Genomic DNA, 23,315 nt, shown 5'->3' on the forward strand with positions numbered 1-23,315 from the left:
CGGTGACCTCGAAAGACCTCGATCGCGTCTATCACGAACTCGCCGAGCGGGACCGCCTCGACCGGCACCGGCACTTCTCCTCGTCCCTGCTCCGACTGTGGGATGGGGATATGGCCACGGCGCTGGAGGTGCGGGCGCTGGAGTTCCACGAGGGCGAGGATCCGTGCTGGTCGGTCGGCGGCGGCGCGTCCCGCTTCCCGTACGCCTCCCCGGAAGGACACTTCCTCTGGGATCTGATCCACCCCGACGAGGACGTGCACCTGACGGTCGAGCTCGTCGACCCCGACGATCCGGCGCGTGGCTGGGAATCGCGGGTGGCGTTCAAGGCTGTGGCCGTGGACCTGGTCGAGGAGGAGGACGGCTCCGAGTGGGTGGAGGTCGAGTGGCAGACGATCCTGCTGCACTGGGACCAGATGATCCTGATGGCGTTGCCGATGCTGCCGCCGCAGGTGCAGCCGCTCAAGTACTGGCCGGCGATCGGGCCGATCCGGTCGTCGTTCCTGCTGGCCTGGCAGCTCGCGTTGGCGGTCACCTACGCGCCGTTGTGGCGGTTCGTCGACGACTGGGCCTCCCCGGCGGCCTACGCCGAAGCGGTGGACCCGCGGCGGTGGCCGATGGTCGTGTCCCCGCTGAACGTGATGCGCGACGGCACGAAACCACAGATCTCGGTGTTCCGGTTCGACATGGCTCTTCCGGCGATGGTCGACGCGCTGCGCGACGCGGACTGCATCCCCGTCGCCCGGCAGTGGCTGCCCGGGGATCCGCAGCCCTTCCCCGACCACGTCGTGCTGGTGCGGCCCACGGTCGTCATCGACATCGAGCACCACACGGTGGTGCCCGGGATGACCGGCACCCTCCTCGACGGGTTCATCAACCTCGCCGTGCAGATCGGCGATGACCTGGTCACCCAGGTCGTGCACCCGGTCCTGGACCCGTACGACCAGCGGCCGTTGCCGTCGCAGCACCCGATCGGCGATCGCCTCGGGCTGGCGCCGGCGAAACCGTGGCCCGGGTACCGGCGCGGGGAGTACTCCGGGATCATCGGCGGCCGGATCTCCCGGAAGAAGAGCATGGGGACGGTGTTCTGGACCGGTGGCCGCTCCCCGGAGTGGGTGAACCAGGCCATCACGCTGGCGATCACGACCGCCCTGGACTACCTCGGATTCGCCATGGCCATTCCCGGCCTGGGGAACCTGTACCAGGGCCAGTTCGACAACACGCTGCTGGCGTTCGCGAAGGTCGAGGACCGGCGCCGCGCCCGCCGCGCGGGCCGGTTCGCGCGCCGGCACGTGTGGTGCTCCGAGGGCGGCACCGGATTCGGGATGGCCACGGCGATCGCCCTGCGGCAGGGCTGGTTCGACACCCGGCCGCGGCTGGTGCGCACCGTCGAGGTCGTCGACGGCTTCCCGCACCGCATCTACCGCGACGTCCGCAAGGGCGAGCAGTGCTGGTTCGAGATGCCCGACGGCTCGATCTACGTCGATCGGGTCACCAACATCAAGCACCGCCTCGACCGCGAGACCGAACTGCGGTTCGCGCTCGTGATCGGTGACGACACCGGCGACGAGGACGTGATCGCCCAGCTGTGGGCGCAGGCCAACCACATCCGCGACGTCGCCCGAAAAATCTTCCTGGAGAAATGATGGATCAACTCGGCCCCGTCGACGGGATCTGGCGCGCCGACCCGCCACTTGGCAGCTCGACGTTGCACCGGTTCGCAGACTTCTTCCGCGACATCCCGATCCTCCCGGACGGGCAGGCGATCTATCTCGACGCCCAGCAGCGGGACCGGCTCGCCCGCCACGCCGAAGCGGTCGGGCTGCGCAAGACCGCACCGCAGGCGGTCAAGTGGTGGCCGCCGCCACGCGGCCACCACCAGCCGGGGAACTCCGGGCTCTGGGTACCCGTCGACACCGAGGACCCGGTCGAGATGCGCACCCCCGATCCGTCGCTGATGACCCCGCACGAACGCGAGCACCTGCGCACCGAACTCGCCGCGTACTACGCCACCGACCACCCCGAGGAGTTCTGATGCCGTTTCGTCCCGTGTACGGGAACCGCACGTCCGAGAACGGGTGGCGCATGTGCGATCGCGCCGAGTGCGGCCTGATCGAGATCCCGGGACTGTCGCTCACCGACACCGCGCCGCTGCGCACCGGCGCGCCGCTGACGATCCTGGGCGCGTTCGCGTTCTGGCTCGACCGGAACGTCGCCGAGTTCCACACCCCGCTGTGGGGGTGGTCGGCGACGAACGACGTCCGCGACAGCAACCATTTGTCGGGGACCGCGATCGACATCTGGGCGACGAGACTGCCGTGGGGCTCCTACCGGATGCCCGCCGCCCAGGTCGCCAAGGTCCGCGAAGGACTCAAGCTGTTCGAGGGGACCGTGTTCTGGGGGCGGGACTGGTCCAAGCCCGACGAGATGCACTTCCAGATGGCCTACCCCGAAGGCGACAACCGCAGCGAGGCGTTCGCGCGCAAGCTCCGCGACGGGCACCTCGGGATCTACAAGAAGACCCCGACACCATCGAAGCCGCCGACGGCGTCTCGGTCGGCGGGGTTGACCGCCGAGACGCTCTCGACCGCGATGGGCGGGGCGCTCCCGATCGGCACGTACCGGCAGTACCTGCCGCACTTCACCGCGGCGATGACCGCCGCGCAGATCACGACCCCGTTGCGGGCGGCGCACTGGTGCGCCCAGATCGGCCACGAGTCCGGTGGCCTGCGGTTTATGGAAGAGCTCCGGGACGGCGCCGCCTACGAGGGCCGCACGGACCTGGGCAACACACAGCCGGGGGACGGGCGCCGCTTCAAGGGATCCGGGCCGATCCAGCTGACCGGCCGCCACAACTTCACCCGCGGTACTTCCTCGACTACCCCCGCCAGGTGCGTGAGAACCCGCGCTGGGGATTCCTGGCCGCGGCCTGGTACTGGACCGTCGCCCGCCCCGACCTCAACGCCCTCGCCGATGCCGACGACCTCGCCGGCGTCACGCGCGCGATCAACGGTGGACTCAACGGGCTCGACGACCGTCGCGCCCGCCTGGCCCGCTGCAAACCCCTCGGCGCGAGTCTCCTCCCTCCGAAGAAAGGTGCCACCATGCCCATCACCGACACCGAGCTGTCCAAGCGGTTCGCGTCGCGGTCGATCTTCCGGGCCGGCGACGACCCGGTCGACACCCTGGCCGGGTTCATCCTGAACATCGACGCCCGCCAGCACGAGGAGTACATCTTCGAGATGGCCGCCGCCGGTGACGCCGACGCCCTCGACCTCGTCCGCCGGGAAGCGGCCAAGGGCGAACCGCGATGCGTCGCGCTCCTGGCCGACCACGAGGGGGCCTGACATGTGGACGGCACAGTTCTGGCGGGACGCGCTCGAACGCGCGATCAAGACCGGTGCGCAGACGGTCGCCGGTCTCCTCGTCACCGGCGCGACGATCCTCGACATCGACTGGACGCAGGCGGTGGCGGTCACCGGGACCGCGGTGCTCGCCTCGCTGCTGACGTCGCTGGTCTCCTCCGGTGTCGGTGACCCCCGGTCCGCGGCGCTGCTCGCCGACGACGGCGGGAAGTACCGACGCGGACGGCGCGTGCGGTGAACGTACCCGCGCCGGCCAACATCGACACTTGGTTCGAGTTCGTCTACTACCTCGGGGTCCTGATCGTGGTCGTCGTCGCGGCCTATCTGGCCGCGGTCGGTGTGCGCCGGGCCCGGGAGAACCACACGATCGCCGCCCAGAACCTCGAGGTGTCGACGGCGGTCTGCGACCAGGTGAAGAACAGCCACGACTCGAACCTGCGAGACGACGTCGACGCGCTCTCGGACAAGCTCGACACCGCCCTCGACCTGCTTCGCGAGCACGGCAAGGACGTGCGCGGTCTGCGGACGGACGTCGGCGAGCTCCGCGGCGCGCACCGCACCAACGAACGAGACATCACCGGCCTGTCCAAGCGGGTCGCCGATCTGGAACGGGAGCCATGATGGCTGAACTCGGAAAGCACCTGGCCGACGTGCTGCTGCGGGCGAAGGTGTACGGACTCACGACTCCGCCCGGCGAGCCGCCGCTGCAGCAGGCGCAGCTGTCGATCGTCGGTGACGACGCCGCCCTCACGATCCCCGTCCTCCCCGGAGACGAAGGCCCGCCCGGCGCGCCCGCTAAGCCGTTCGACTGGCAGCAGCCGCAGCTGGCCTCAGCCGGGGAACTGCCGACGCTGACCCCGGCTGATGCGGGGGCGGCGTATGTGATCAACGACGGGTCCGGGACCGCGGACATCGCGTACTGGACGGGGACTGTGTGGCAGTACTTCGTCGACTGCTTCGGTCCGGGACTGCCCGGCCCGGTCCCCGACATCACCGCGACGGCCGAGGTCCTGGCACCCGAAGCGGATGCCGAGGTGGTGGTGTCCGGGACGGCCGCCGCACCGAACCTGCATTTCCGGTTGCCCGGACTGCCCGGCCCGGTCGGCCCGTCCGGCGGCTGGGATCTGTTCGACGCCGCCGCACCCCGCCCGGCCGGAGCGATGCTGACCTGGGATGCCGACGGCACGAAGTGGCGGCCGACCGCACCCACCGCACTGCCACGGACCTTGAGGTACACCCTGCCTGAGGCGGCGTTCACCGACTACGCGGGGACCGCGGCCTCGCAGACCATCGCGTCGCTGTCGATCCCGCCGCAGCCGGTCGCCTACCACGTCGACGTCCACGGGCATGTGCGGGTCGGCCAGCAGTCCGGGTCGTCCGCGCAGGCCGCGATCGTGGTCCGGCTCGGCGACGCGGCCTCGGGGCAGCAGGTCGCCAAGGGCCTGGCGGTGACGGCCGGGCCGTGCACGATCTCCCCGCACTACTCGTCCCAGGACACCGGGAAGCAGGCCTCGGCGGCCGGACCCGGGTCGGCGACAGGCCGGGTGCCGGCGGCCACGGCCGCGACCCTGTACGTCGTCGCGGTCCGCGCCGCGGGGTCGGGAGGGTGGACGTGCGAGAAGGCCGACGCGCAGCTGTCGGTGACGGTGATCCCGGACCTGTGACATGAGCCAGGTAGACGAGTTCTACGACGACCCGACCCCGGACTCCTCCGGTCTCGACGGCGAGTTCTTCGACGACCCGCAGATCGCGACGGACCTGTCGAGGGTCCCGTCCCGGAACGCGGGCCTACCGATCGACCCCGATCTCGTCGCGCTTCTCGCCGGGGCCGGCGGGTTGGCGACCAAACCCGACGTGCTCGGTATCGCCGCCGGCATCGTCAGGCCGATCCAGGATTTCGTGAACGCGATCCTCGCCTCGCTGACGACGATGTCCCCGGGGCCGATCCTGAACTGGGTGGCCACCGCACCGGGGGAATGGCTGGACGACTTCACCGACTTCGCCCTCGGTGCGCTCTCGTTCGACGAGCTCCTCGCCGCGTTCAAAGGCGAATACTCCGGGGCCGATCCGGTGCTGCAGGCGATCCAGACGGTGACCCTCCCACTGCGGATCCTGCTCAACCCCGCAGGCCTGCTCAACTTGAATTTGCTGCCGCGGATCCCGATCGGTCAGCTGACCGACCAGTCGATGAGTCTCCTCGACGGCGGAACCTTCACCGGCCCACCGACCACCACGGGCGGCGAGTCGGGCACCTGGTACTGGGACGGGGTTGCCCAGGCCGCCGCCCTCGATCAGTCGTCGGGGCTGCCCGAGTTCTTCTCGCCGCCGGTGACGGTGTCCCCGGGCCAGCAGGTGACCGCGTCGGTGAGCGTGCGCGGCGGGACCGCGCGTCTGGCGGTCACCGCCTGGGCTGGGCAGACACGTGTCTCGCGCACGTCCTCACCGATCCTGGACGGGGCCACTGCGGTGGTGTCGGGCACGGTCGCGGTGACGGTCCCGGCGACGGCGACGATGGTCGTGCTCTCGGTCGAACCGGTTACCGTCGCCGGGACCATGCGGGTGGACGACATGGCGCTCGCTCTGCCGTCGACGACTCTCCCGCAGGAGTGGATCACCGGCCTGATCCCGGACCTGGGGAACCTCGAATCCCGGATCGGCGGCGTGGCCGGCGGGATCCTGTCCGCGCTGACCGGCACGTACACCGGCACAGATTCGGCGTTGACCGGGCTCCTGGGGTGGGGGCGGCGCGTCGACGTCCTGGAGGACGGCCAGAACGAGCTGGCCGAACGCGCCGATTTGCTGTCCCCGCTGCAGGACTACGGGTCGCTGTACTGCACCACGGTCTCGGGAATGTCTCAGCCGGGATTTCTGCCCTTCACCGGCAGGGTGGGGCCGATGACCGGGTGCGAGCCCGGGCCGAGCGGCTCGATCCGGCTGCTGGAGCCCGGGCTGTGGGACGTGTCCGCGAGAGCCCTCTTCGACTACACCGTGAACCCGAGCTCGGCCATCGTCTGGGCGATCCAGATCTACAAGCCCGACGGCCAGAGCTTGTTCACTGAGCAGATCGATCAGTTCGCGTCCTCGGCGGCCGAGGCTCGGCAGATCAGCACCAGCGTCGTGGTCCCCGCCGCCGGATATTTCGTCGTCGTCGCCGTCAAGACCATGGCCATCGGCCGCGGTGTCCTCGGCGGCGCGACGCACACCCGACTGACCGTCCACCACATCAGCCGTGAAACCTCCCACCAGATCCAGGAGTAACCCATGACGACCCCCTTCTACGCGCAAGGCCCCGCCGGCCGCGGTATCGACGCGATCAACGCCGATGGCGACAAGCTCGCGTTCACCATGACCACGGGACCGGTCGAGCGAGTCACGGTCCCGGCGCTGGCCGACGCGACCACGGCCGCCCAGACCGCGACATCAGCCGCCGCCACGGCCTCGTCGGCGGCGAGCACGGCGACCACGAAGGCCACCGAGGCGAGCACCGCGAGAGACGCCGCGGTCGACGCGGAGACCGCGGCGGTCCAGGCCGCCGACGACGCGCAGACCTCGGCCGCAGTCGCCTCCTCGGCAGCCGGGTCGGCCACGACGAACGCCTCCGCGGCGGCGTCGTCGGCATCGAACGCGAGCAGCTCGGCGCAGAACGCGGCCGTGGACCGGGCCGCCGCCCAGGCCGCGCGCGAGGCCGCCCAGGACGCGAGCTCCGACGCTGCGACGGCGGCGGGGGGAGCGGCCCAGTCCGCGGCCGACGCGCACACCGACCGGGTCGCCGCCGAGACCGCCCGCGACCTCGCGGCCGGGCACGCCACCAGCACAGCGGCCGATCGCACCGCGACCGAGACCGCACGCGACGACGCCCTGGGCGCGCGCGACGCGGCCGCCCAGTCCGCTGCGGCCGCCGCGCAGTCCGCGATCGACGCCGCTGACGCGGTCTCCCAGGGCATGCCCTCGGCGTCGTCGTCGGTCAAGGGCGGCCTCCGGCTGGCCGGGGACCTCGGCGGGACGTCCGACGTCCCGACCGTCCCCGGTCTCGCGACCAAGGTCGACAAGAGTGATCCGCGACTGTCGGACGCGCGCACCCCGACCACGCACGGGCACACCCTCGGGCAGGTCGACGGCCTCGACGCCGCGCTCGCTGCCAAGGCGCCGATATCGCACGAGCACGACGCGCAGGAGATCACCCAGGGGACGCTGGACGCGGCGCGGGTGCCGACGATCGAGAAGAGCAAACTCGCGGCCGGGGTGCAGACGTCCCTGGACAAAGCGGACACCGCGGTCCAGGGAGCCGGGCTCACCCTGTGGGCGGGGACGCAGTCGCAGTACGACGCGATCACGACGAAGAGCAGCACGACCATCTACGTCGTGAAGGGCTGACGCGATGCCGATTCATCTTGGCGCGGACGGCGCTGATCGGATCTACCCCGGCGGCGCCGAGGTGGACGCGGTCTACCTCGGTGACGAGAAGGTGTGGCCGGCGGCGACGGAGTGGTCGGTGGTGTTCGTCGGCGCCGCCACCACCGGCGTGTTTCCCGCGCACCAGGCCGGGGATCTCCTCGTCGCGGTCGGGCAGCTCACGTCCGGCAGCAGCACAGCGCCGACCGCGGATGCGGGCTGGGCGAGTGAGGAAGTGTCGCGGTCGTCGTGTTCACTGTCGTGCCGGTGGCGGACCGCACCCGGCCCGGGGACGACGCCGCCGTCCGCACATCAGTCGTGGGCGACCCGACGCGTACTGCTTGCGTACCGGCCCACGCGGGCGGCGACGCTGACCGACGCGTGGTCGACCAGCGGTTTCGCGTACTGGGGAGGAAACACTTTCTCCTTCCCCGCGGCGACACCGCCGCGCCTGTACGTGGCCGCCTCGGATGCCTCGTCGAGCTTCGCGGCGTCTCCGGCCACGTCCGGGATGACGGTCCGCGCCCTGGCCGATCGGCGGCTGCTGGTCGGCGACTCCGACACCGGGGCCGCGGCGACGGCCACCGCACCCGCCGCACAGTCGTGGGCCGCACTCGCACTGACCATCGCACCCGCCTGACCAGACAACAAAGGCCGCCCCACACCATCGCTGGTGTGGGGCGGCCTTCGTCGTATGCGCTGTGAGCCCGCCATTTACCCGCCAAGAACGGTTCGAAATCGGGGCGTACTGTCCGGTAACGTCCGGTCGCCATTCTCGGTATCACGCCTGGTCAGGTCGGATAAATGAGAACCGTCCGGAACCGTCCGGATCACTTTCGATATATCTTCTCGATCTGGCCGGCGAACTTCTCCGCCACCACTTTGCGCTTCACCTTCAGCGTCGGCGTCAGCTCGCCGCTCTCCTCGGTGAAGTCGGTCTTGAGGATGCGGAACTTCTTGATCGCCTCGGCGTGCGAGACGCTGAGGTTGGCCTCGTCGACGGCGCCCTGGATCTCGGCGTGCAGGTCCGGGTCTTTGACCAGCTGCCACATCGGGGTGTTCGGGTCCTTCTCGTTGCGGGTCAGCCAGTCGGCGGTCGCCTCGGGGTCGAGGGTGATCAGGGTTCCGATGAACGGGCGCTGGTCGCCGACGACCATGGCCTGGGAGATCAGCGGGTGGGCCCGCATGATGTCCTCCAGCGGGGCGGGGGAGACGTTCTTGCCGCCCGCGGTGACGATGATCTCCTTCTTGCGGCCGGTGATCGTGAGGTAGCCGTCGTCGTCGAGCGCACCGAGGTCGCCGGTGTGGAACCAGCCGTCGGTGATCGCCTCGGCGGTGGCGTCGTCGTTGTGCCAGTAGCCGCCGAACACGACGGCGCCGTTGAGCATCACCTCGCCGTCCTCGGCGATCCGGACGGAGTTGCCGGGGATGGGGCGACCGACGGTGCCCATCCGCACCTCGCGCGGAGTGTTGACGGTGATCGCCGCGGTGGTCTCGGTGAGGCCGTAGCCCTCGTAGACCGGGATGCCGACGCCGCGGAAGAAGTGGCCGAGGCGGGCGCCGAGCGGTGCGCCGCCGGAGATCGCGAGCTCGCATTGGCCGCCGAGCGCCGCGGTGAGTTTGGAGTACACGAGTTTGGTGTACAGCTTGTGCTGCAGTTCCAGCACGGTGCCGACGGAGCCGTTCTCGGTGGCCTTGGAGTAGGCGATGGCGACGCCTGCGGCGCGGTCGAAGATCTTGCCGCGGACCGGGCTGGCGTCGTAGGCCTTCTGCCGGGCCGAGTTGTAGACCTTCTCGAACACGCGCGGCACCGACAGGATCAGTGACGGGCGGAACACCTCGAAGGTGGGCAGCAGGTTCTTGATGTCGGACGTGTAGCCGACCTCGACGCCTGCTTCGAGGGCCACGAGGTTGATCGCGCGGGCCAGGACGTGGGCCATCGGGAGGAACAGGAGCAGCCGCTTGTCGTCGCCGAGCAGGTCGGAGAGCGAGGAGTCGAGGATGCCGCCGATCTCGCCGAGCAGGTTCCGGTGGTAGCACATGACGCCCTTGGGGCGGCCGGTGGTTCCGGAGGTGTAGATGAGGGTGGCGGGCGAGTCGGCGGTCAGGGAACGACGACGCGCCTCCACCTCGTCGTCGGTGACGTCGCGGCCGGCTTCGGTGAGCTGTTCGATGATCCCGGGACCGAGGTTGTGCTGGATCACGAAGACGCCGGTCTCCGCGGTGACGTGCGCGGCCTCCTCCAGGACGGCGCGCTTGGCCTCGTTCTCGACGATGATCGCGACCGCGCCGGAGTCCTCCATGATCCAGTCGATCTGGGCTGCGGACGACGAGTCGTAGATCGGGACCGGCGTGGCGCCCGTCGACCAGATCGCGAAGTCGAGGAGGGTCCACTCCAGGCGGGTCGCGGAGAGGAGACCGACCCGGTCACCGGGGTTGATGCCGGACGCGATCAGGCCCTTGGCGAGTGCTCGCACGGTGTCGGCGGCCTCGCGTGCACTGATCGGCAGCCAGTCGTCGCCCACCTGCCGCCGGAAGACGGTCCTGCTCGGAGTCGCGGCGGCGATGTCGAAGAGGACGTCGGTGGCGTTCCGCTCCGGCGGGATGGAGTACTGGGCGGGCACGCGGCATTCGGCCATGGGACTGGTGACCCTTCGGTTCGCAGAGGTAGGACCGTTCGCGTTTCGTCGCGAACGGATCCATGTTACTGCTGCGGTCGGGGCGGTGAATCGGTGCAGCCGCCTTTCGCAGCCCGGTGGCGATGTGTGATGCTGGAGGGGTGACGACCATTCAGGTGGCTGACGAGACCTTTGTGGCCGCGGCGCCGACGACGGCGGGCGAGGTGGTGAACGATCGTGCGCGTTGGCGGCGGTGGTTCACCGATCTGCGGCTGGACGTCGTGGAGGACCGCGGCGATCAGGGCGTGCGCTGGCGCGTGGCCGGACCGGTGGAGGGCACCATGGAGATCTGGTGCGAACCGGCGCTCGACGGCTTCGTCCTGCACTACTACCTGCACGGCGAGCCGACGCGGCCGCTGCCCGACGACCCGGCCGAGGCGATGGCGCTGATCGCGGAGCTGAACAAGCGGCGCCGCGTGGCGGGCAAGGAGATGTCGTTCGAGGTGAAGGCCGTGCTCGAAGGCGATCGTGAGATCGGCGCACCGGCGACGGGTGCGGGCGGGGAGGCCGGCCGTGGCTGACCACACCGAGCAGTCCATCGTCGTCGGCGCCGACGTCGGCGCGATCATGGACGTCATCGCCGACTTCCCGCACTATCCGTCGTGGGTCACCGCCGCGCGCGAGGTGACGGTGCTCGAGACGGGGGCCGACGGTCGTGCGTCGAAGGTCCGTTTCGAGTTGGACGCCGGTGTGCTGACCGACACCTATGTGCTCGCCTACGAGTGGGCGCCCGACGGCACCCTGGTCTCGTGGCGGCTGGAGTCGAGCGATCTGCAACGCGATCAGCGTGGTTCGTACAAGCTCAGCCAGCAGGTTCCCGGGTCCACCAAGGTGACCTACAGCCTGATGGTCGATCTGAAGGTGCCGATGATCAGCCAGCTGAAGCGCCGGGCCGAGAAGGCCATCACCGATGCGGCGCTGAACGATCTGAAGAAGAGGGTCGAAGGCTGATCGATCTGGCTCCCCTCCATCTGGTGCTCGGGCCCGGTGGCTCGGGTGTGTCCGTCGTGGCCGCGGCCGGGGCGGTCGGGGCGGCGGAGGCCGCACGGGCCCGACGTTCGGGTCCGGCGGCGTCATCGGACGGCGTCGGTGGAACGCTGCTGGTGACGGTCGATCCGAGGTCGCCGCTGCCGCGTCTGCTCGGGGTGTTCCGGGTGCCGGGCGAGCCGGTCCCGGTGACGGCCGAACTCGATCTGCTGCAGCTGGAGCCGCTGGCGGCGGTCGAGCGGGCCTGGACCGACTTCCTCGCGGCGCTGAGCGCGGCGGGCGTGGGCACGGCGCTGCCGGTGGTGGGCACGGTCGCGACCGTCGACGCCGGCGAGCTGAGCGGTCTGCCCGGCGCCGAGGAGTTCCTGCTGCTGCGGGCGATCCGGGATGCCGCGACGTCCGGGAGGTGGCGGAGCGTCGTCGTCGACCTGTCCGGGGCCGGGGATCCGTTCGCGTTCCTGCGGGCGCCGACGGTGCTGGCGGCCGCGATCGACCGGTTGTGGCCGCGGCATCGGCGGTTGGCCGAGGCCGCGGAGAAGCCCGCGACGGCGCCGTTGGCGCAGGCGGTGGAGCAGATCGCCCGCGACTGCGAGGACCTGAGCGAACTGATCGGCGACCCGCACGCCGCGGCCGTGCATCTCGGTGCTTCCGGGCGGGGATCGCGGATCGGATCTGCTGCCCGATCTGCTGACCGTCGCCGATGTGACGGGGCTGCCGTTGCGGTCGGTGGTGGTCGACGCCGGACCCGGCGGTCTGCCGACCGAACCGGTGCTGGCCGCCGTGCGCGAGTCGCTCGCCGAGGAGGCCGGGACGGCGGTGTCGGTGTCGACGGTGGCCGCCGCGGACGAGGCGCCGTCGCGTCTCTCGCATCTGCGTCGGCTGGCGGTGACCTTGCCCGAGCCGAACGGTCGGGCTCGCGGCGCCGCGGCGGCGAAGGCCGTCAGGCTCGACGGCGAGGGACTCCGGTCGCGTTATCGGCTCACCTGGCGGCAGCGGCTGGCCGAACCCGAACGTCTGGCGCTGGGACGTTCGGGCGACGACCTGCTGGTGACCGTGTCGGGTTTCCGGCAGCCGGTGCGGCTGCCCTCGGTGCTGCGGCGCTGCGTGGTGACCGGGGCCGACTGGGACGGCAGACGGCTTCACGTCGACTTCGTTCCCGACGAAGCGGTCTGGCCCCAGCGGTGACGAATGGATTACCTGCGGGTAACCTTTGATGTCCGCTGAACGAGACGACACGAGGGGGTCGCGGAGGCGATGACCGAACATGCTGGGGCGGAGGCCGCGGACGATCCGGTCGCCGCACTCCTGCTCGGTTTCGCGGCGCAGATCGATCAGATCGCCGGGTTGATCGGCAGCACCGCGTTCCCGGGTGAGAACGAACACGGCGCCCGGGTCGGCGAGCTGCTGGGCGAGGTCGGCGACCTGGTGGAGGAACTCGGCGACCTCCTCGCTCGGCTGCTGAGTGCGCTGATCGCGGTGATGGAGGCCGTCGTCGAGATGCTCGGGTCGACGACTAGCGCCGCCCCGCCGCCGAGCGCGCGGTTCCAGTCGATTCCCGTGCGGATCACCCCCGTCCGCTCCGATCCGTGACATCGTGAACCACGTGAGTACGCATTCACCCGACCTGACCATCGGCATCGACATCGGCGGCACCAGTGTGCGCGCCTCCGTCGTCGACAACCGGGGCGGCATGCTCGACACGCTGCGGGCCGCGACCCCGCCGACCGCGACCGCCCTGGAACACTGCCTGGACCGGTTGGTGGCCGAGCTGCGCGACCGGTGGACGGTGCAGGCGGTGGGCCTGGCGATCGCCGGATTCCTCTCGCCGGACTGCTCGACGGTCCGCTTCGCGCCGCACCTGGCGTGGCGGGAGGCCGCCGTGGCGGCGGAGATGAGCGAACGGGTGGGTCTGCCGGTGTTCGCCGAGCACGACGCCAACTCGGCGGCGGTCGCCGAACTGCACTTCGGCGCCGCCGCACGCGGCCACAACACCCTGGTGATGGCGCTGGGCACCGGGATCGGCGCGGGCATGCTGATGGGCGGGCAGATCTACCGCGGCAGCTACGGGGTCGCGCCCGAGTTCGGGCACCTCGTCGTCGTGCCGGACGGTCGGCCGTGCGACTGCGGTAAACGCGGTTGTCTGGAGCGGTACTGCAGCGGCACCGGCCTGGTCGACACCGCCGTCGAACTGCTGGCCCGGGAAGACGCCAGTCATTCGCTGCTGGCCGCGGAGTCGATGGCCGATCCGGGTTCGCTGACCGGTCGACGGGTCGCCGCGGCGGCCGCGGACGGCGACCACGTCGCGGTCGCCGCGTTCGCCGACCTCGCGCGCTGGCTGGGGCAGGGCATGGCGATGATCGCCGACGTCTTCGACCCCGACCTGATCGTGATCGCCGGCGGGCTCGGCACGGCATCCGGGCTGTACCTGGACGAGGCCCGCGAACACTATGCGCGGATGGTCACCGGCGCGGGGCATCGTCAACTGGCCCGGATCCGGTCCACCCAGCTGGGGGAGAGCGCGGGCGTGATCGGTGCGGCGCAGGTGGCCCGCATGCGGATGGCCGAGGAGTCCGCACCGGGCGGTCGGGCGGCGGTCGCTGAAGTAGAGTGAGTGTCCTCATGTCCCCCGGTGATCAGGGGTGGGCACAGCGACGCAGGGAGCGGGACGGATATGTGGTATTACCTCTTCAAATACGTGTTGATGGGGCCGGCTCTGTGGCTGATGGCACGGCCGAAGGTGGAGGGTCTGGAGCACGTCCCCGACGACGGTCCGGCGCTCCTGGCCAGCAACCATCTCGCCGTGGTCGACAGCTTCTATCTCCCGATAGCCGTCCGACGCCGCATCTTCTTCCTGGCCAAGTCCGAGTACTTCACCGAGCCGGGCTTCAAAGGCCGTTTCAAGAAGTGGTTCTTCAGCTCGTCCGGGCAGATCCCGATCGATCGGTCCGGCGGCAGCGCCGCGGCCGGTGCGCTGCTGGCCGGTAAGCGGGTCGTGGAGGACGGCGGACTGCTCTGCCTGTACCCGGAGGGCACCCGCTCGCCGGACGGCCGCCTCTACAAGGGCAAGACCGGACTCGCCCGGATGGCGCTGGAGACCGGCGCCCCGGTGATCCCGGTCGCGATGATCGACACCGACAAGATCAACCCGCCCGGGACCATCCTGCCGCGGCCCACCCGGATCACGCTGCGCTTCGGCGAGCCGCTGGACTTCTCGCGTTACGAGGGGATGGCGGGCAACCGGTTCATCGAGCGGGCCGTGACCGACGAGATCATGTACGCGCTCATGCGGCTCTCGGGCCAGCAGTACGTCGACGTGTACGCGGCGAGCCTGAAGAACAAGCCCGTCGACGACGAGGCGCCGAAGCCGAAGGGCGACGCTGCCTGATCCCGGCGAGCATCCCCTGAGCCGAGGGCCGTCCGACCGAGTCGGGCGGCCCTCCTCGCATCTCCTCGGGGCCACGGCGTCTCCTCAGGATGACGGGTCGACGCCGGACGGTCGGGGCAGGGGGAGAGGCTTCGACACCGGGCGCTCACTCCGTGCGCGCCCGGGCTCGGCCGCCGGGTGGCGGTGCCGGATTCAGTCGTCGGGGCCGGACGGTCGTCGGAATGACGGGGCGGGACTCGGTCGTCGGGTGACGATCGCGGCGGCCGACGAGTGCGGCGGGGTCAGGCGGGGCGGGCCGCGTCGTCGTTCCGGAAGGGCTGGACGGCGAGCAGGACCAGGAACGCGAGCGCCCACAGCAGGTAGGCGTTCCCGACGAGCTGCTGCCACCACGTCCAGGTGGTCACGTCCTCCGGCATCAGCTGGAACGGGCCGATCGCGAAGATCGGCAGCCCGATCAGCCCCAGCAGTCCGTAGAGGTGGGCGGGCAGATCGCGGCGCGTCATCGCGACGGTGAGGCATGCGAGCACGGCGGGCAGCGACCAGACCCAGTGGTGCGACCACGTGGTCGGGGCGACGACGAGACCCCACAGCGCCACGATGCAGGCCGCCAGCAGCGCGTTGACCTGGTCTCGCGGCTCCGCGTCGGGCCCGAACGCCCGGCCCGGACGCGTACGCCACAGCGCGGCGGCCGCCACCGCGGTCACCAGCAGCGCCGACATCACCCAGGCCGCCGGAGCCGCCGGATTGTCGACGCCGAGCAGCCGCAGCCAGGCGCCGTTGAGGTTCTGGTTGATCGGGCCCTCGGGAACGCCGATGCGCGTGGTGTGGAAGACGGTGTGCGTCCAGTACGTGCGGGAGTCGGCGGGCAGCCACACCGCACCGATCAGCGCGGCGACGACGAAGGTGCCGACCCCGACCCACGCGGCCCGCCAGCGGCCGGCCGCGGCGAAGACGCCGAGGAACACCAGCGGGGTGAGTTTGATCGCCGAGGCGAGGCCCACCAGCGCCCCGTGCAGCGGCTCGCCGCGCCGGACGACGAACAGGTCGACGACGATCAGCGCCAGCAGGATCAGGTTCACCTGGCCGAAGCTGAGGGTCATGCCGAACGGGTTGAACCACACCGTCGCCGCCGAGAGGATCAGCGCCAGGGTGAGACGGTTGCGCTCGTTGCCCGCACCGAGCAGACGCAGGAAGACGACGGTCACGTACACCAGGCACAGTGCGCTCACGATCGACAGCGCGATCCCGCCGACCTCCAGCGGAATCGCGCCGAGCGGCGTGAACACCAGCGCCGCGAACGGCGGATAGGTGAACGGCAGCCAGATCCCGTCCTGGGTGAACGGCAGCGAGCCCTCGGCGTAGAGACTGATCCCCTGGTGCCACAGCTGCCCGCCGATGCGGTACACGTCCAGATCGAACCGGGTACGGGTGCCGAAACTGGAGGTACCGGGCACCCCGACGATCTGCAGTCCGGTGGAGACGGCGAAGACCAGCACCGCGGCGACCCGGGCGACGGCACCGGGATGCCAGCGGCGCAGACGGATCGCCGTCGGTCGGGCATGCGGGGACATGGCGTCAAAGGTACGTGATCACCCTGTCGTCGCCGTGCCGCCGGTCGTGGATAATCGGCAGTCGTGCGCTACTTCTACGACTGCGAGTTCATCGAAGACGGAACGACGATCGAGCTGATCTCCCTCGGAGTGGTGGCCGAGGACGGTCGCGAGTTCTACGCGGTGTCCACCGAGTTCGATCCGGGCCGAGCCGGGCGCTGGGTCCGCGAGAACGTGCTCGACAAACTGCCCTCGCCCGCGGACAAGGTGTGGAAGAGCCGCCGCACGATCCGCGACGAACTGTACGAGTTCCTCACCGCGGGTCCCGGCGAGGTGGAGCTGTGGGCGTGGGTCGGCGCGTACGACCACGTCGTCGTCTGTCAGCTGTGGGGTTCCATGGTGGACCTGCCCCGGGAGCTGCCGCGCTTCACGCGGGAGCTGCGGCAGCACTGGGAGGCCGCCGGGTCGCCGCCGCTGCCCGCGACGAGTCGTGACGCGCACAGCGCGCTGGTCGACGCACGACAGAACCTGGCCCGCTGGCAGGCGATCGAGGCCGCCCGGCACGGCGCCTGACCCGGGCCCGCGCCGGAACCTCACGCGGGGTGCTCGTGCACTCCGCGCACACGATACTGTGTATCCCGTGGTGAACTGGACCGTAGACGTACCGATCGACGACCTCCCCGAGCTGCCGCCGCTGCCGGGCAAGCTGGCCGGCGAGTTCGAGGAGGTGCTCTCCCGGCCGGCGCTGCAGCAGCCGAGCTGGCCCGCCGAGGAGGCCCGCAAGATGCGGACCGTGCTCGAAGAGCGTGCCGCCGATCTGCATGCCGTCGGAGGTGGAGAACCTCTTCGATCAGCTCGCCGAAGTGGCGCACGGCCGGGCGTTCCTGCTGCAGGGCGGCGACTGCGCCGAGACCTTCGCCGCCAACACCGAGCCGCACATCAAGGCCAACATCCGGACGCTGCTCCAGATGGCCGTCGTGCTGACCTACGGTGCCAGCACCCCCGTCGTCAAGGTGGCGCGGATCGCCGGTCAGTACGCCAAGCCGCGCTCGTCCGACACCGACTCGCTGGGTCTGCTGAGCTACCGCGGTGACATGGTCAACGGCATCGACCCGAACGAGGACGCCCGCGTCCACGACCCGTCGCGTCTGGTCCGCGCATACGCCAACGCCGCCGCCGCGATGAACCTGGTGCGCGCGCTGACCGGCTCGGAGGCCCGCCTGGCCCGCGTGCACGACTGGAATCAGGAGTTCGTGCGGACCTCGCCCGCCGGTGCCCGCTACGAGGCCCTCGCCGCCGAGATCGACCGCGGCCTGCGCTTCATGGACGCGTGCGGCGTGCAGGACTCGAGCCTGGAGTCGGCGTCGATCTTCGCCTCGCACGAGGCCCTCGTGATGGACTACGAGCGTGCCATGCTGCGACTCGCCGACGCTCCCGACGGCGCCGAGGGCGACGACCCGGTGCTCTACGACCTGTCGGCGCACTTCCTGTGGATCGGCGAGCGCACCCGGCAGCTCGACGGCGCCCACATCGCGCTGGCCAAGATGATCGCCAACCCGATCGGTATCAAGATCGGCCCGACCACCACCCCCGAGCAGGCTGTCGAGTACGTGAAGCTGCTCGATCCGACGAACCGTCCGGGCCGCCTCACCCTGGTCGCCCGCATGGGCAACGACAAGGTGCGCACCGTGCTGCCGGCCATCGTGCAGGCGGTGGAGGCCACCGGCCACAAGGTGATCTGGCAGTGCGACCCGATGCACGGCAACACCCACACCGCGTCGAACGGTTTCAAGACCCGGCACTTCGATCGCGTCGTCGACGAGGTACAGGGCTTCTTCGAGGTGCACCGTGCGCTGGGCTCGCACCCGGGCGGCATCCACATCGAGCTGACCGGTGAGGACGTCACCGAATGTCTGGGCGGCGCCCAGGACCTCTCGGATCTGGATCTGGAGAGCCGCTACGAGACCGCGTGCGACCCGCGCCTGAACACCCAGCAGTCGCTGGAACTGGCGTTCCTCGTGGCGGAGATGCTGCGCGGCTGACCGCCTCCCTCGACTGGCCGACGGCCCGGATCTCTTCGGAGACCCGGGCCGTCGCGCTCTGAACCGCAGGCGAGCGGTGTCCCCTCGCTCCCCGGCCCGCAGGTCAGTGCGGTGAGGATGTGTGTCTCCTCGCTCCCCGAGCCGCGGCCGAGGAACGAGGCCGCGCGTCGAAGGGGCCAGGCGATCGTTCTCGACGAGACCCTTCGCCCCCGTCCTCGGCGGAATCCTCGGACGGGGTCGTGGCGGCGCCGAGGAAGCCGGTCAGGAGATCAGCATCGCGCCCAGCAGCCAGCCGCCGGAGGCGAGCGCACCGGCCACCGAGAGCACGATCGTCATCCAGACCAGGAACCGGAAGGTGCTGGCCAGGTGGGGCGAGTCGTCGATCAACGGGTCGGCGAGCACCTCGGGGTCGTCGTCGTAGAGGTCGTCCGCGTAGAGATCGTCGTCGTACGGTTCGTCCGCGTAGTGGTCGTCGGTGCGATGGTCGTCGTCGGCGCCGGACCGTGCCGGGACGGCGGGGAGCTCGGGCGACTCCGGCGCGCGGGGCGGAGAGACCGCGCGGGCGATGGCCGAGGTGACGCGCTCGGACGCCTGCTGCGGTGCGGGGACGGTGAACGGGGGGAGCGCGAGGTCGTCGATCGCATCCAGGAGCGCGTGCTGCATGGCGAAACCGTCGTCGTACCGGTGATCCGGATCGCGTTCGGTGGCGCGGAGCACGATCTCGTCGATCTGCGGCGGAACACCGGGGATCACATCGCCGGGCGCGGGCACGTCGTAGGAGAGCCGCTGGTAGGCGAGGGCCAGCGGAGTGGCGCCGTGGAACGGCTGACGACCGGTGAGCAGCTCGTAGAAGAGGACGCCCGCGGAGTAGACGTCGCTGCGGGCGTCGATCTCGGTGGAGCTGACCTGTTCGGGCGAGAGATAGGCGGCGGTCCCCAGGATCACGCTGGCGGAGGTGACCCCGGCCTCGGCCACCGCGCGCACCAGACCGAAATCGGCCACCTTGACGTCGCCAGTGTCGGAGATCAGCACGTTCTCCGGTTTCACGTCGCGGTGGACCAGACCGGCGCGGTGCGCGGTGCCGAGCCCGCCCAGCATCGGCAGACCCACCGCGGCCACCGCGTGCGGGGGCATCGGACCGCGCTCACGCAGCAGATCGCGGACGCTGCCGCCGCGAACCAGCTCCATCACCAGGAAGGCGATGTCGCCGTCGATGCTCTGGTCGTACACGGAGACCAGACCGGGATGGCTGAGGCCCGCGACGGCGCGCGCCTCGAACTCGAATCGGCGCAGGAACTGCGGGTCGCCGACGTACCGCGCGTCCATCACCTTGACCGCGACCCGACGCCCCAGCCGCAGGTCGGTGCCCACGAAGACCGACGACATCCCGCCGCGCGCGATCGGCGCGTCGATCCGGTAGCGCCGTTCCAGCACGCGGCCCAGCAGCGGATCGTCGGGGGAGGTCACGAGGCGAATCTACCCTGATAGGGTTCCGTGACGTGAGTTCCCTTCCGCTGTCCCTCGGCATCCTTCCCGACGACGCCGAGGTGCTGTCCCTCGACCAGGCGGCCAACCGGCTGCGCGTCTCGCCCAACCGGGTGCGCACGCTGATCCGCGACCACAATCTGCTCGCCGCGTCCCGCGCCGGCGAACCCGTGATCCCGGCCCTGTTCTTCGGCGACGACGGCGGACTGGCCAAGCATTTCGAAGGCCTGGTGACCATCCTGCTCGACGGCGGCTACACCCGCGACGAGGCCCTGGCCTGGTTCTTCGAGACCCACGACGATCTGGGGCTGTGCCCGGCCGAGGCGCTGCACAGTCATTCGGCGCGCGAGGTGATCCGGCGGGCGCAGGCCCAAGCGTTCTGATCGCCTGGCTCTGAGTGGGGCGGGGCAGGACGACGATCTTCGGTCTCACTGGTCCTCGCCACGCGACATCCTCGAGACAGTGCACTCGAATCGAGGAGGGCGCGTGTCGTGCGGAGACGTTCGACGCGAAATCGTCGTCCTGCCCCTCACTCGATGCCAGAGGGCGTTCTGGGATGCCCTCTGTGTGGTCTCGACTTCGCTCGACCGTCGGGATGTTTCGCTCGACCAGCGGAAGATGGTCTCGACTTCGCTCGACCGGCGAGATACTTCGCTGATCGAGCCCCCTCGCTGATCGAGCGGAGTCGAGATCGCCCCTCCGCGAACGATGGCATCCCTCCATGACCGGCGGCGCCTCTCGATGGGCGACACCACCTCGGTGATCGAGCATTCCTCGTCGATCGAGCACCCCTCGTTGATCGAGCGGAGTCGAGATCCCGAGCGGAGGAACGAGGTCGCGTGTCGAACGGCCGGTGTTCGTCACCAGACTCCGCTGGGCGGAGAGCCGGTCAGAGGCGTCGGCCCGCGGTGGCGGCCGCCCATGCCGTGTGTCGCAGTCGTCGACGCCGGGGCACGACGGCGCGGCGCGCGAACACCTCGTACCCCGACGCCTCGATCGCGGTGAGGATCTCCTCGTACGACACCGCCGCCGCGGCGATCGCCGGCCGGGTCCTCGGCGGCAGCGCGACGACGGCCGGACGCGTCCGCCGATACTGGTCGCGGTTGATCGCGATCAGGTGGGCCAGCGCCCGCCGAGTGGGACGGCTCGTCGTCCCGGACGCCTTGTCGGCGCGCAGCAGAACCTCGTCCACCCCGAACGCCGCCAGCTCGTCCAGCGGCAGATAGATGCGGTCGCGGTCCAGGTCCTCGCCGACGTCGCGCAGGAAGTTGGTCAACTGGAAGGCCTCGCCCAGGAGTTCGGCGCCGGCGGCGGTCCGCGCGTGGTCGGGTGCGGTGGCGTCCACGCCCAGGATCGGCAGCATTTGCCGTCCGATCACCGCCGCCGAACCATGGGTGTACTCGGCCAGTTCGGCCAGAGTCCGGTACCGGTGGCGGAACTCCGGGGTCCCGGGCACGTCCATCCGCATCGAGTGCAGGAAGGCGTCGAACGTGGCGGGGTCGATCCCGAACCGTCGTACCGTGTCGGCGAGCGCGCCCAGCAGGCTCCACTGCTCCGGGACGAGGGTCTCCGCAGGGGAACCGGGTTCCGGGGGCGTGTCGGACAGGGCCGCGTGCAGTCCGGATTCGATCGCGTCGAGCGCGGCGGCCCGGGCCCGCGGGGGGTGCTCGGTGCCGTCGACGACGTCGTCGGTCATCCGGGCGAAACCGTACAGCGCGAACACGCCGCGCCGATGCGCGGGCGGCAGCAGCGCCGAAGCCAGATAGTAGGTGCGTCCGGCGCGGGCGGTGAGCGCCCGGGCGAGCGCGTACCCGTCGTCAGTCATGGGCGGCACCGCCCCCGGCCGGGCCGGCGGCGGCCGGAGTCTGCGGGGTCGACCCGTCCCGAGGCCCGACGGCGAAGGCCCACCGGGCGGCGGCCCCGAGTCGCAGCGGATCGGCCCGGCGCAGCGAGAGCGCGGCGAGCACCGCCAGAGACAGCGCGATCAGCGACTCGACCGGCTTGTAGAAGACGATCGAGTCGTCCGGCTGGAACACGATGAGGAACAGCACGCTCGCCCAGACCACGATCTGCCGCGCCCACAGCGGGAGCGGGAACGCGATCGCCAGGACCAGCGTCCACACGTAGTACCAGGGCAGGGTCGACGGCTCCAGCAGCAGCACGGCGAGCATCGCCCACGCGGCTCCGGCGACGGCGCTGCGGGTGTCGGCGCGGAACCGCCACCACAGCCACACCAGCAGCACCGCCAGCACCACCGAGCCGATGCCGCGCGTCACCGGCAGCACCTCCTGCAGATTCCAGACGTGGAACGGTGCGGCGACGTAGGCGACGATGTGGCCGATCAGCGTCGGGAGGGAGAACGGGTTGATGATGCGCGACGCCCAGGCGAGCCCGTGCAGCCACCCGACCCCGAGACCGAGGAGCACGGTGAACAGCCCGAAGACGGCCGTCGGGATCAGCGCCGTCGCGGCGAACACCCCGACCCGATCGCGCGGGGTCACCGCGCGCCGGGACCGGAGCCGGTCGAGCCAGATCCACAGGACGAACGGGATCGCGACGGCCGCGGTGATCTTGATCGACGCGGCCACCCCCAGCAGGAGCAGCCCGGGAACGGGTCTGCCGGACACCGCCACCGCCGTGCCCGCGGCGAGGAACCCCATCATGAGCAGTTCCAGATGCGCCCCGGCCACCAGGTGGGCCAGCAGCATCGGGTTCAGCAGCACCAGCCACAGCGCCGTGCGCGACGATGATCCGAAGCGCGCCGCCAGCGCGGGCAGCGCCCACAGGCACAGTCCCAGACCGATCAGCAGGATCAGGCGCATCAGGAACACGCCGAGCCACACGTTCTCCCCGGCGACCCCGACCACGCCGCGCGCGATGAGCACGAACAGCGGGGTGTACGGCGAGGTGGTGGGCGCCCAGATCTGGGCCATGCTGTCGACGATCGGCCCGGGATGGTGCGCGGGACCGTCGAGATACGGGTCGAAACCCTGCGCGAGGACCATCGCCTGCCCCAGGTAGGCGTAGACGTCGCGGCTGAACACCGGGATCGCGAACACCATCGGCGCCGCCCACGCGACCACCGTCCAGCGCATGGCGCGCAGGTCGAGGGTGCAGCGGTGCAGGTTCAGCGCCCGACCGATCCGCACCCAGGCGATCACCATCGCCAGCGCGCCGCCCCAGAAGATCAGCCAGGCGAGGGTCTTGCCGTGCCCGTAGGTGAACGGCGCCAGGCCGAGGTCGGCCAGTGTCGCGTCGTTGCGGGGGATGTCGGCGAGCCCGTAGGTGCCGACGGAGAGCATGAGCGAACCGAGGAGACCCAGGACCGCGTCCGGGTGCGGGCGGGGCCGGGTCGGGCGGTCGGCGCCGACGGCGGGGGCCTCGGGCGCGGGGCGCGACGTGTCCATGCCGGTCATTCTCGCAGGCGCCGAGTC

The 23,315-nt window shown here is 70.7% G+C and carries 22 protein-coding genes and 3 pseudogenes; 20 read left to right on the forward strand and 5 right to left on the reverse strand.

The window, feature by feature from the left end:
• Positions 1–2 precede the first annotated feature (2 nt).
• The 10 genes and pseudogenes from QM809_RS11595 to QM809_RS11640 all read left to right on the forward strand — a co-directional run bounded on the left by QM809_RS11595 (position 3) and on the right by QM809_RS11640 (position 8,394).
• The gene (locus tag QM809_RS11595) at positions 3–1,643 is read left to right on the forward strand and encodes a hypothetical protein (protein ID WP_415045947.1); all 1,641 of its coding nucleotides are present in this window, start codon (positions 3–5) and stop codon (positions 1,641–1,643) included.
• Positions 1,640–2,032: a DUF2744 domain-containing protein gene (locus tag QM809_RS11600; protein WP_415045948.1), complete on the forward strand. Its 393-nt coding sequence runs from the start codon at positions 1,640–1,642 to the stop codon at positions 2,030–2,032. Before QM809_RS11595 ends, QM809_RS11600 begins: the two co-directional genes overlap by 4 nt.
• Positions 2,032–2,541, forward strand: a pseudogene (locus tag QM809_RS11605) (M15 family metallopeptidase); the annotation flags it as partial. The gene QM809_RS11600 and the pseudogene QM809_RS11605, both read left to right, overlap by 1 nt.
• Positions 2,542–2,888: 347 nt before the next feature.
• Positions 2,889–3,344 carry a hypothetical protein gene (locus tag QM809_RS11610; protein WP_415047143.1) on the forward strand — a complete coding sequence of 152 codons (456 nt, stop codon included), beginning with the start codon at positions 2,889–2,891 and terminating at the stop codon, positions 3,342–3,344.
• A gap of 1 nt (position 3,345) precedes the next feature.
• The gene (locus QM809_RS11615) at positions 3,346–3,600 is read left to right on the forward strand and encodes a holin (RefSeq protein WP_415045949.1); all 255 of its coding nucleotides are present in this window, start codon (positions 3,346–3,348) and stop codon (positions 3,598–3,600) included.
• Entirely contained in the window at positions 3,597–3,983 is a 387-nt protein-coding gene (locus tag QM809_RS11620; protein ID WP_415045950.1) for a hypothetical protein, read from the forward strand. The genes QM809_RS11615 and QM809_RS11620 overlap by 4 nt, the downstream gene beginning before the upstream one ends.
• Positions 3,983–5,026 (forward strand): hypothetical protein, encoded by a 1,044-nt coding sequence (locus QM809_RS11625; protein ID WP_415045951.1) that lies wholly within the window; start codon positions 3,983–3,985, stop codon positions 5,024–5,026. The genes QM809_RS11620 and QM809_RS11625 overlap by 1 nt, the downstream gene beginning before the upstream one ends.
• 1 nt (position 5,027) lies before the next feature.
• Complete coding sequence (locus tag QM809_RS11630) at positions 5,028–6,620, forward strand: hypothetical protein (RefSeq protein ID WP_415045952.1); 1,593 nt, start codon at positions 5,028–5,030, stop codon at positions 6,618–6,620.
• A 3-nt stretch (positions 6,621–6,623) separates the two neighbouring features.
• The gene (locus QM809_RS11635; protein WP_415045953.1) at positions 6,624–7,736 is read left to right on the forward strand and encodes a hypothetical protein; all 1,113 of its coding nucleotides are present in this window, start codon (positions 6,624–6,626) and stop codon (positions 7,734–7,736) included.
• 4 nt (positions 7,737–7,740) lie between these two features.
• A complete protein-coding gene (locus QM809_RS11640; RefSeq protein ID WP_415045954.1) occupies positions 7,741–8,394 on the forward strand; it encodes a hypothetical protein in 654 nt (217 codons plus the stop codon).
• A 190-nt stretch (positions 8,395–8,584) separates the two neighbouring features.
• Here QM809_RS11640 and QM809_RS11645 read toward each other — a convergent pair whose 3' ends face one another.
• Positions 8,585–10,393 (reverse strand): AMP-dependent synthetase/ligase, encoded by a 1,809-nt coding sequence (locus QM809_RS11645; protein ID WP_415045955.1) that lies wholly within the window; start codon positions 10,391–10,393, stop codon positions 8,585–8,587.
• A gap of 122 nt (positions 10,394–10,515) precedes the next feature.
• Between QM809_RS11645 and QM809_RS11650 the strand changes: the two genes are divergently transcribed.
• The 7 genes and pseudogenes from QM809_RS11650 to QM809_RS11680 all read left to right on the forward strand — a co-directional run bounded on the left by QM809_RS11650 (position 10,516) and on the right by QM809_RS11680 (position 14,804).
• The gene (locus QM809_RS11650) at positions 10,516–10,953 is read left to right on the forward strand and encodes a hypothetical protein (protein WP_415045956.1); all 438 of its coding nucleotides are present in this window, start codon (positions 10,516–10,518) and stop codon (positions 10,951–10,953) included.
• The gene (locus QM809_RS11655; protein WP_415045957.1) at positions 10,946–11,383 is read left to right on the forward strand and encodes an SRPBCC family protein; all 438 of its coding nucleotides are present in this window, start codon (positions 10,946–10,948) and stop codon (positions 11,381–11,383) included. Before QM809_RS11650 ends, QM809_RS11655 begins: the two co-directional genes overlap by 8 nt.
• Positions 11,384–11,577: 194 nt before the next feature.
• Positions 11,578–11,994: pseudogene (locus QM809_RS11660) on the forward strand (ArsA family ATPase); the annotation flags it as partial.
• A gap of 67 nt (positions 11,995–12,061) precedes the next feature.
• On the forward strand, positions 12,062–12,604 hold the full coding sequence (locus QM809_RS11665) for a hypothetical protein (RefSeq protein ID WP_415045958.1): 543 nt from the start codon (positions 12,062–12,064) through the stop codon (positions 12,602–12,604).
• 69 nt (positions 12,605–12,673) lie between these two features.
• Positions 12,674–13,009, forward strand: a complete 336-nt coding sequence (locus tag QM809_RS11670) for a hypothetical protein (RefSeq protein ID WP_415045959.1) — start codon at positions 12,674–12,676, stop codon at positions 13,007–13,009.
• 13 nt (positions 13,010–13,022) lie between these two features.
• Positions 13,023–14,030, forward strand: coding sequence for an ROK family protein (locus QM809_RS11675; protein ID WP_415045960.1), 1,008 nt, complete (start codon positions 13,023–13,025; stop codon positions 14,028–14,030).
• Between the two features lie 60 nt (positions 14,031–14,090).
• On the forward strand, positions 14,091–14,804 hold the full coding sequence (locus QM809_RS11680) for a lysophospholipid acyltransferase family protein (RefSeq protein ID WP_415045961.1): 714 nt from the start codon (positions 14,091–14,093) through the stop codon (positions 14,802–14,804).
• Positions 14,805–15,085: 281 nt separating this feature from the next.
• Here QM809_RS11680 and QM809_RS11685 read toward each other — a convergent pair whose 3' ends face one another.
• Complete coding sequence (locus tag QM809_RS11685; protein ID WP_415045962.1) at positions 15,086–16,375, reverse strand: glycosyltransferase 87 family protein; 1,290 nt, start codon at positions 16,373–16,375, stop codon at positions 15,086–15,088.
• Between the two features lie 63 nt (positions 16,376–16,438).
• Between QM809_RS11685 and QM809_RS11690 the strand changes: the two genes are divergently transcribed.
• Both QM809_RS11690 and QM809_RS11695 read left to right on the forward strand, forming a co-directional pair.
• Positions 16,439–16,927 (forward strand): polyadenylate-specific 3'-exoribonuclease AS, encoded by a 489-nt coding sequence (locus QM809_RS11690; RefSeq protein WP_415045963.1) that lies wholly within the window; start codon positions 16,439–16,441, stop codon positions 16,925–16,927.
• A 67-nt stretch (positions 16,928–16,994) separates the two neighbouring features.
• Positions 16,995–18,396: pseudogene (locus QM809_RS11695) on the forward strand (class II 3-deoxy-7-phosphoheptulonate synthase).
• A 261-nt stretch (positions 18,397–18,657) separates the two neighbouring features.
• Here the strand turns inward: QM809_RS11695 and QM809_RS11700 are convergent.
• The gene (locus tag QM809_RS11700) at positions 18,658–19,863 is read right to left on the reverse strand and encodes a protein kinase domain-containing protein (RefSeq protein ID WP_415045964.1); all 1,206 of its coding nucleotides are present in this window, start codon (positions 19,861–19,863) and stop codon (positions 18,658–18,660) included.
• Between the two features lie 32 nt (positions 19,864–19,895).
• Here QM809_RS11700 and QM809_RS11705 point away from each other — a divergent pair, with 32 nt between their 5' ends.
• On the forward strand, positions 19,896–20,264 hold the full coding sequence (locus tag QM809_RS11705; RefSeq protein ID WP_415045965.1) for an Rv2175c family DNA-binding protein: 369 nt from the start codon (positions 19,896–19,898) through the stop codon (positions 20,262–20,264).
• A gap of 506 nt (positions 20,265–20,770) precedes the next feature.
• Here the strand turns inward: QM809_RS11705 and QM809_RS11710 are convergent.
• Both QM809_RS11710 and mptB read right to left on the reverse strand, forming a co-directional pair.
• On the reverse strand, positions 20,771–21,706 hold the full coding sequence (locus QM809_RS11710; RefSeq protein WP_415045966.1) for a phytoene/squalene synthase family protein: 936 nt from the start codon (positions 21,704–21,706) through the stop codon (positions 20,771–20,773).
• Positions 21,699–23,288, reverse strand: coding sequence for a polyprenol phosphomannose-dependent alpha 1,6 mannosyltransferase MptB (mptB, locus tag QM809_RS11715; RefSeq protein ID WP_415045967.1), 1,590 nt, complete (start codon positions 23,286–23,288; stop codon positions 21,699–21,701). Before mptB ends, QM809_RS11710 begins: the two co-directional genes overlap by 8 nt.
• Positions 23,289–23,315 lie beyond the last annotated feature (27 nt).

This window comes from Gordonia sp. (in: high G+C Gram-positive bacteria) (assembly GCF_047600385.1).
Taxonomy (GTDB): Bacteria; Actinomycetota; Actinomycetes; order Mycobacteriales; family Mycobacteriaceae; genus Gordonia.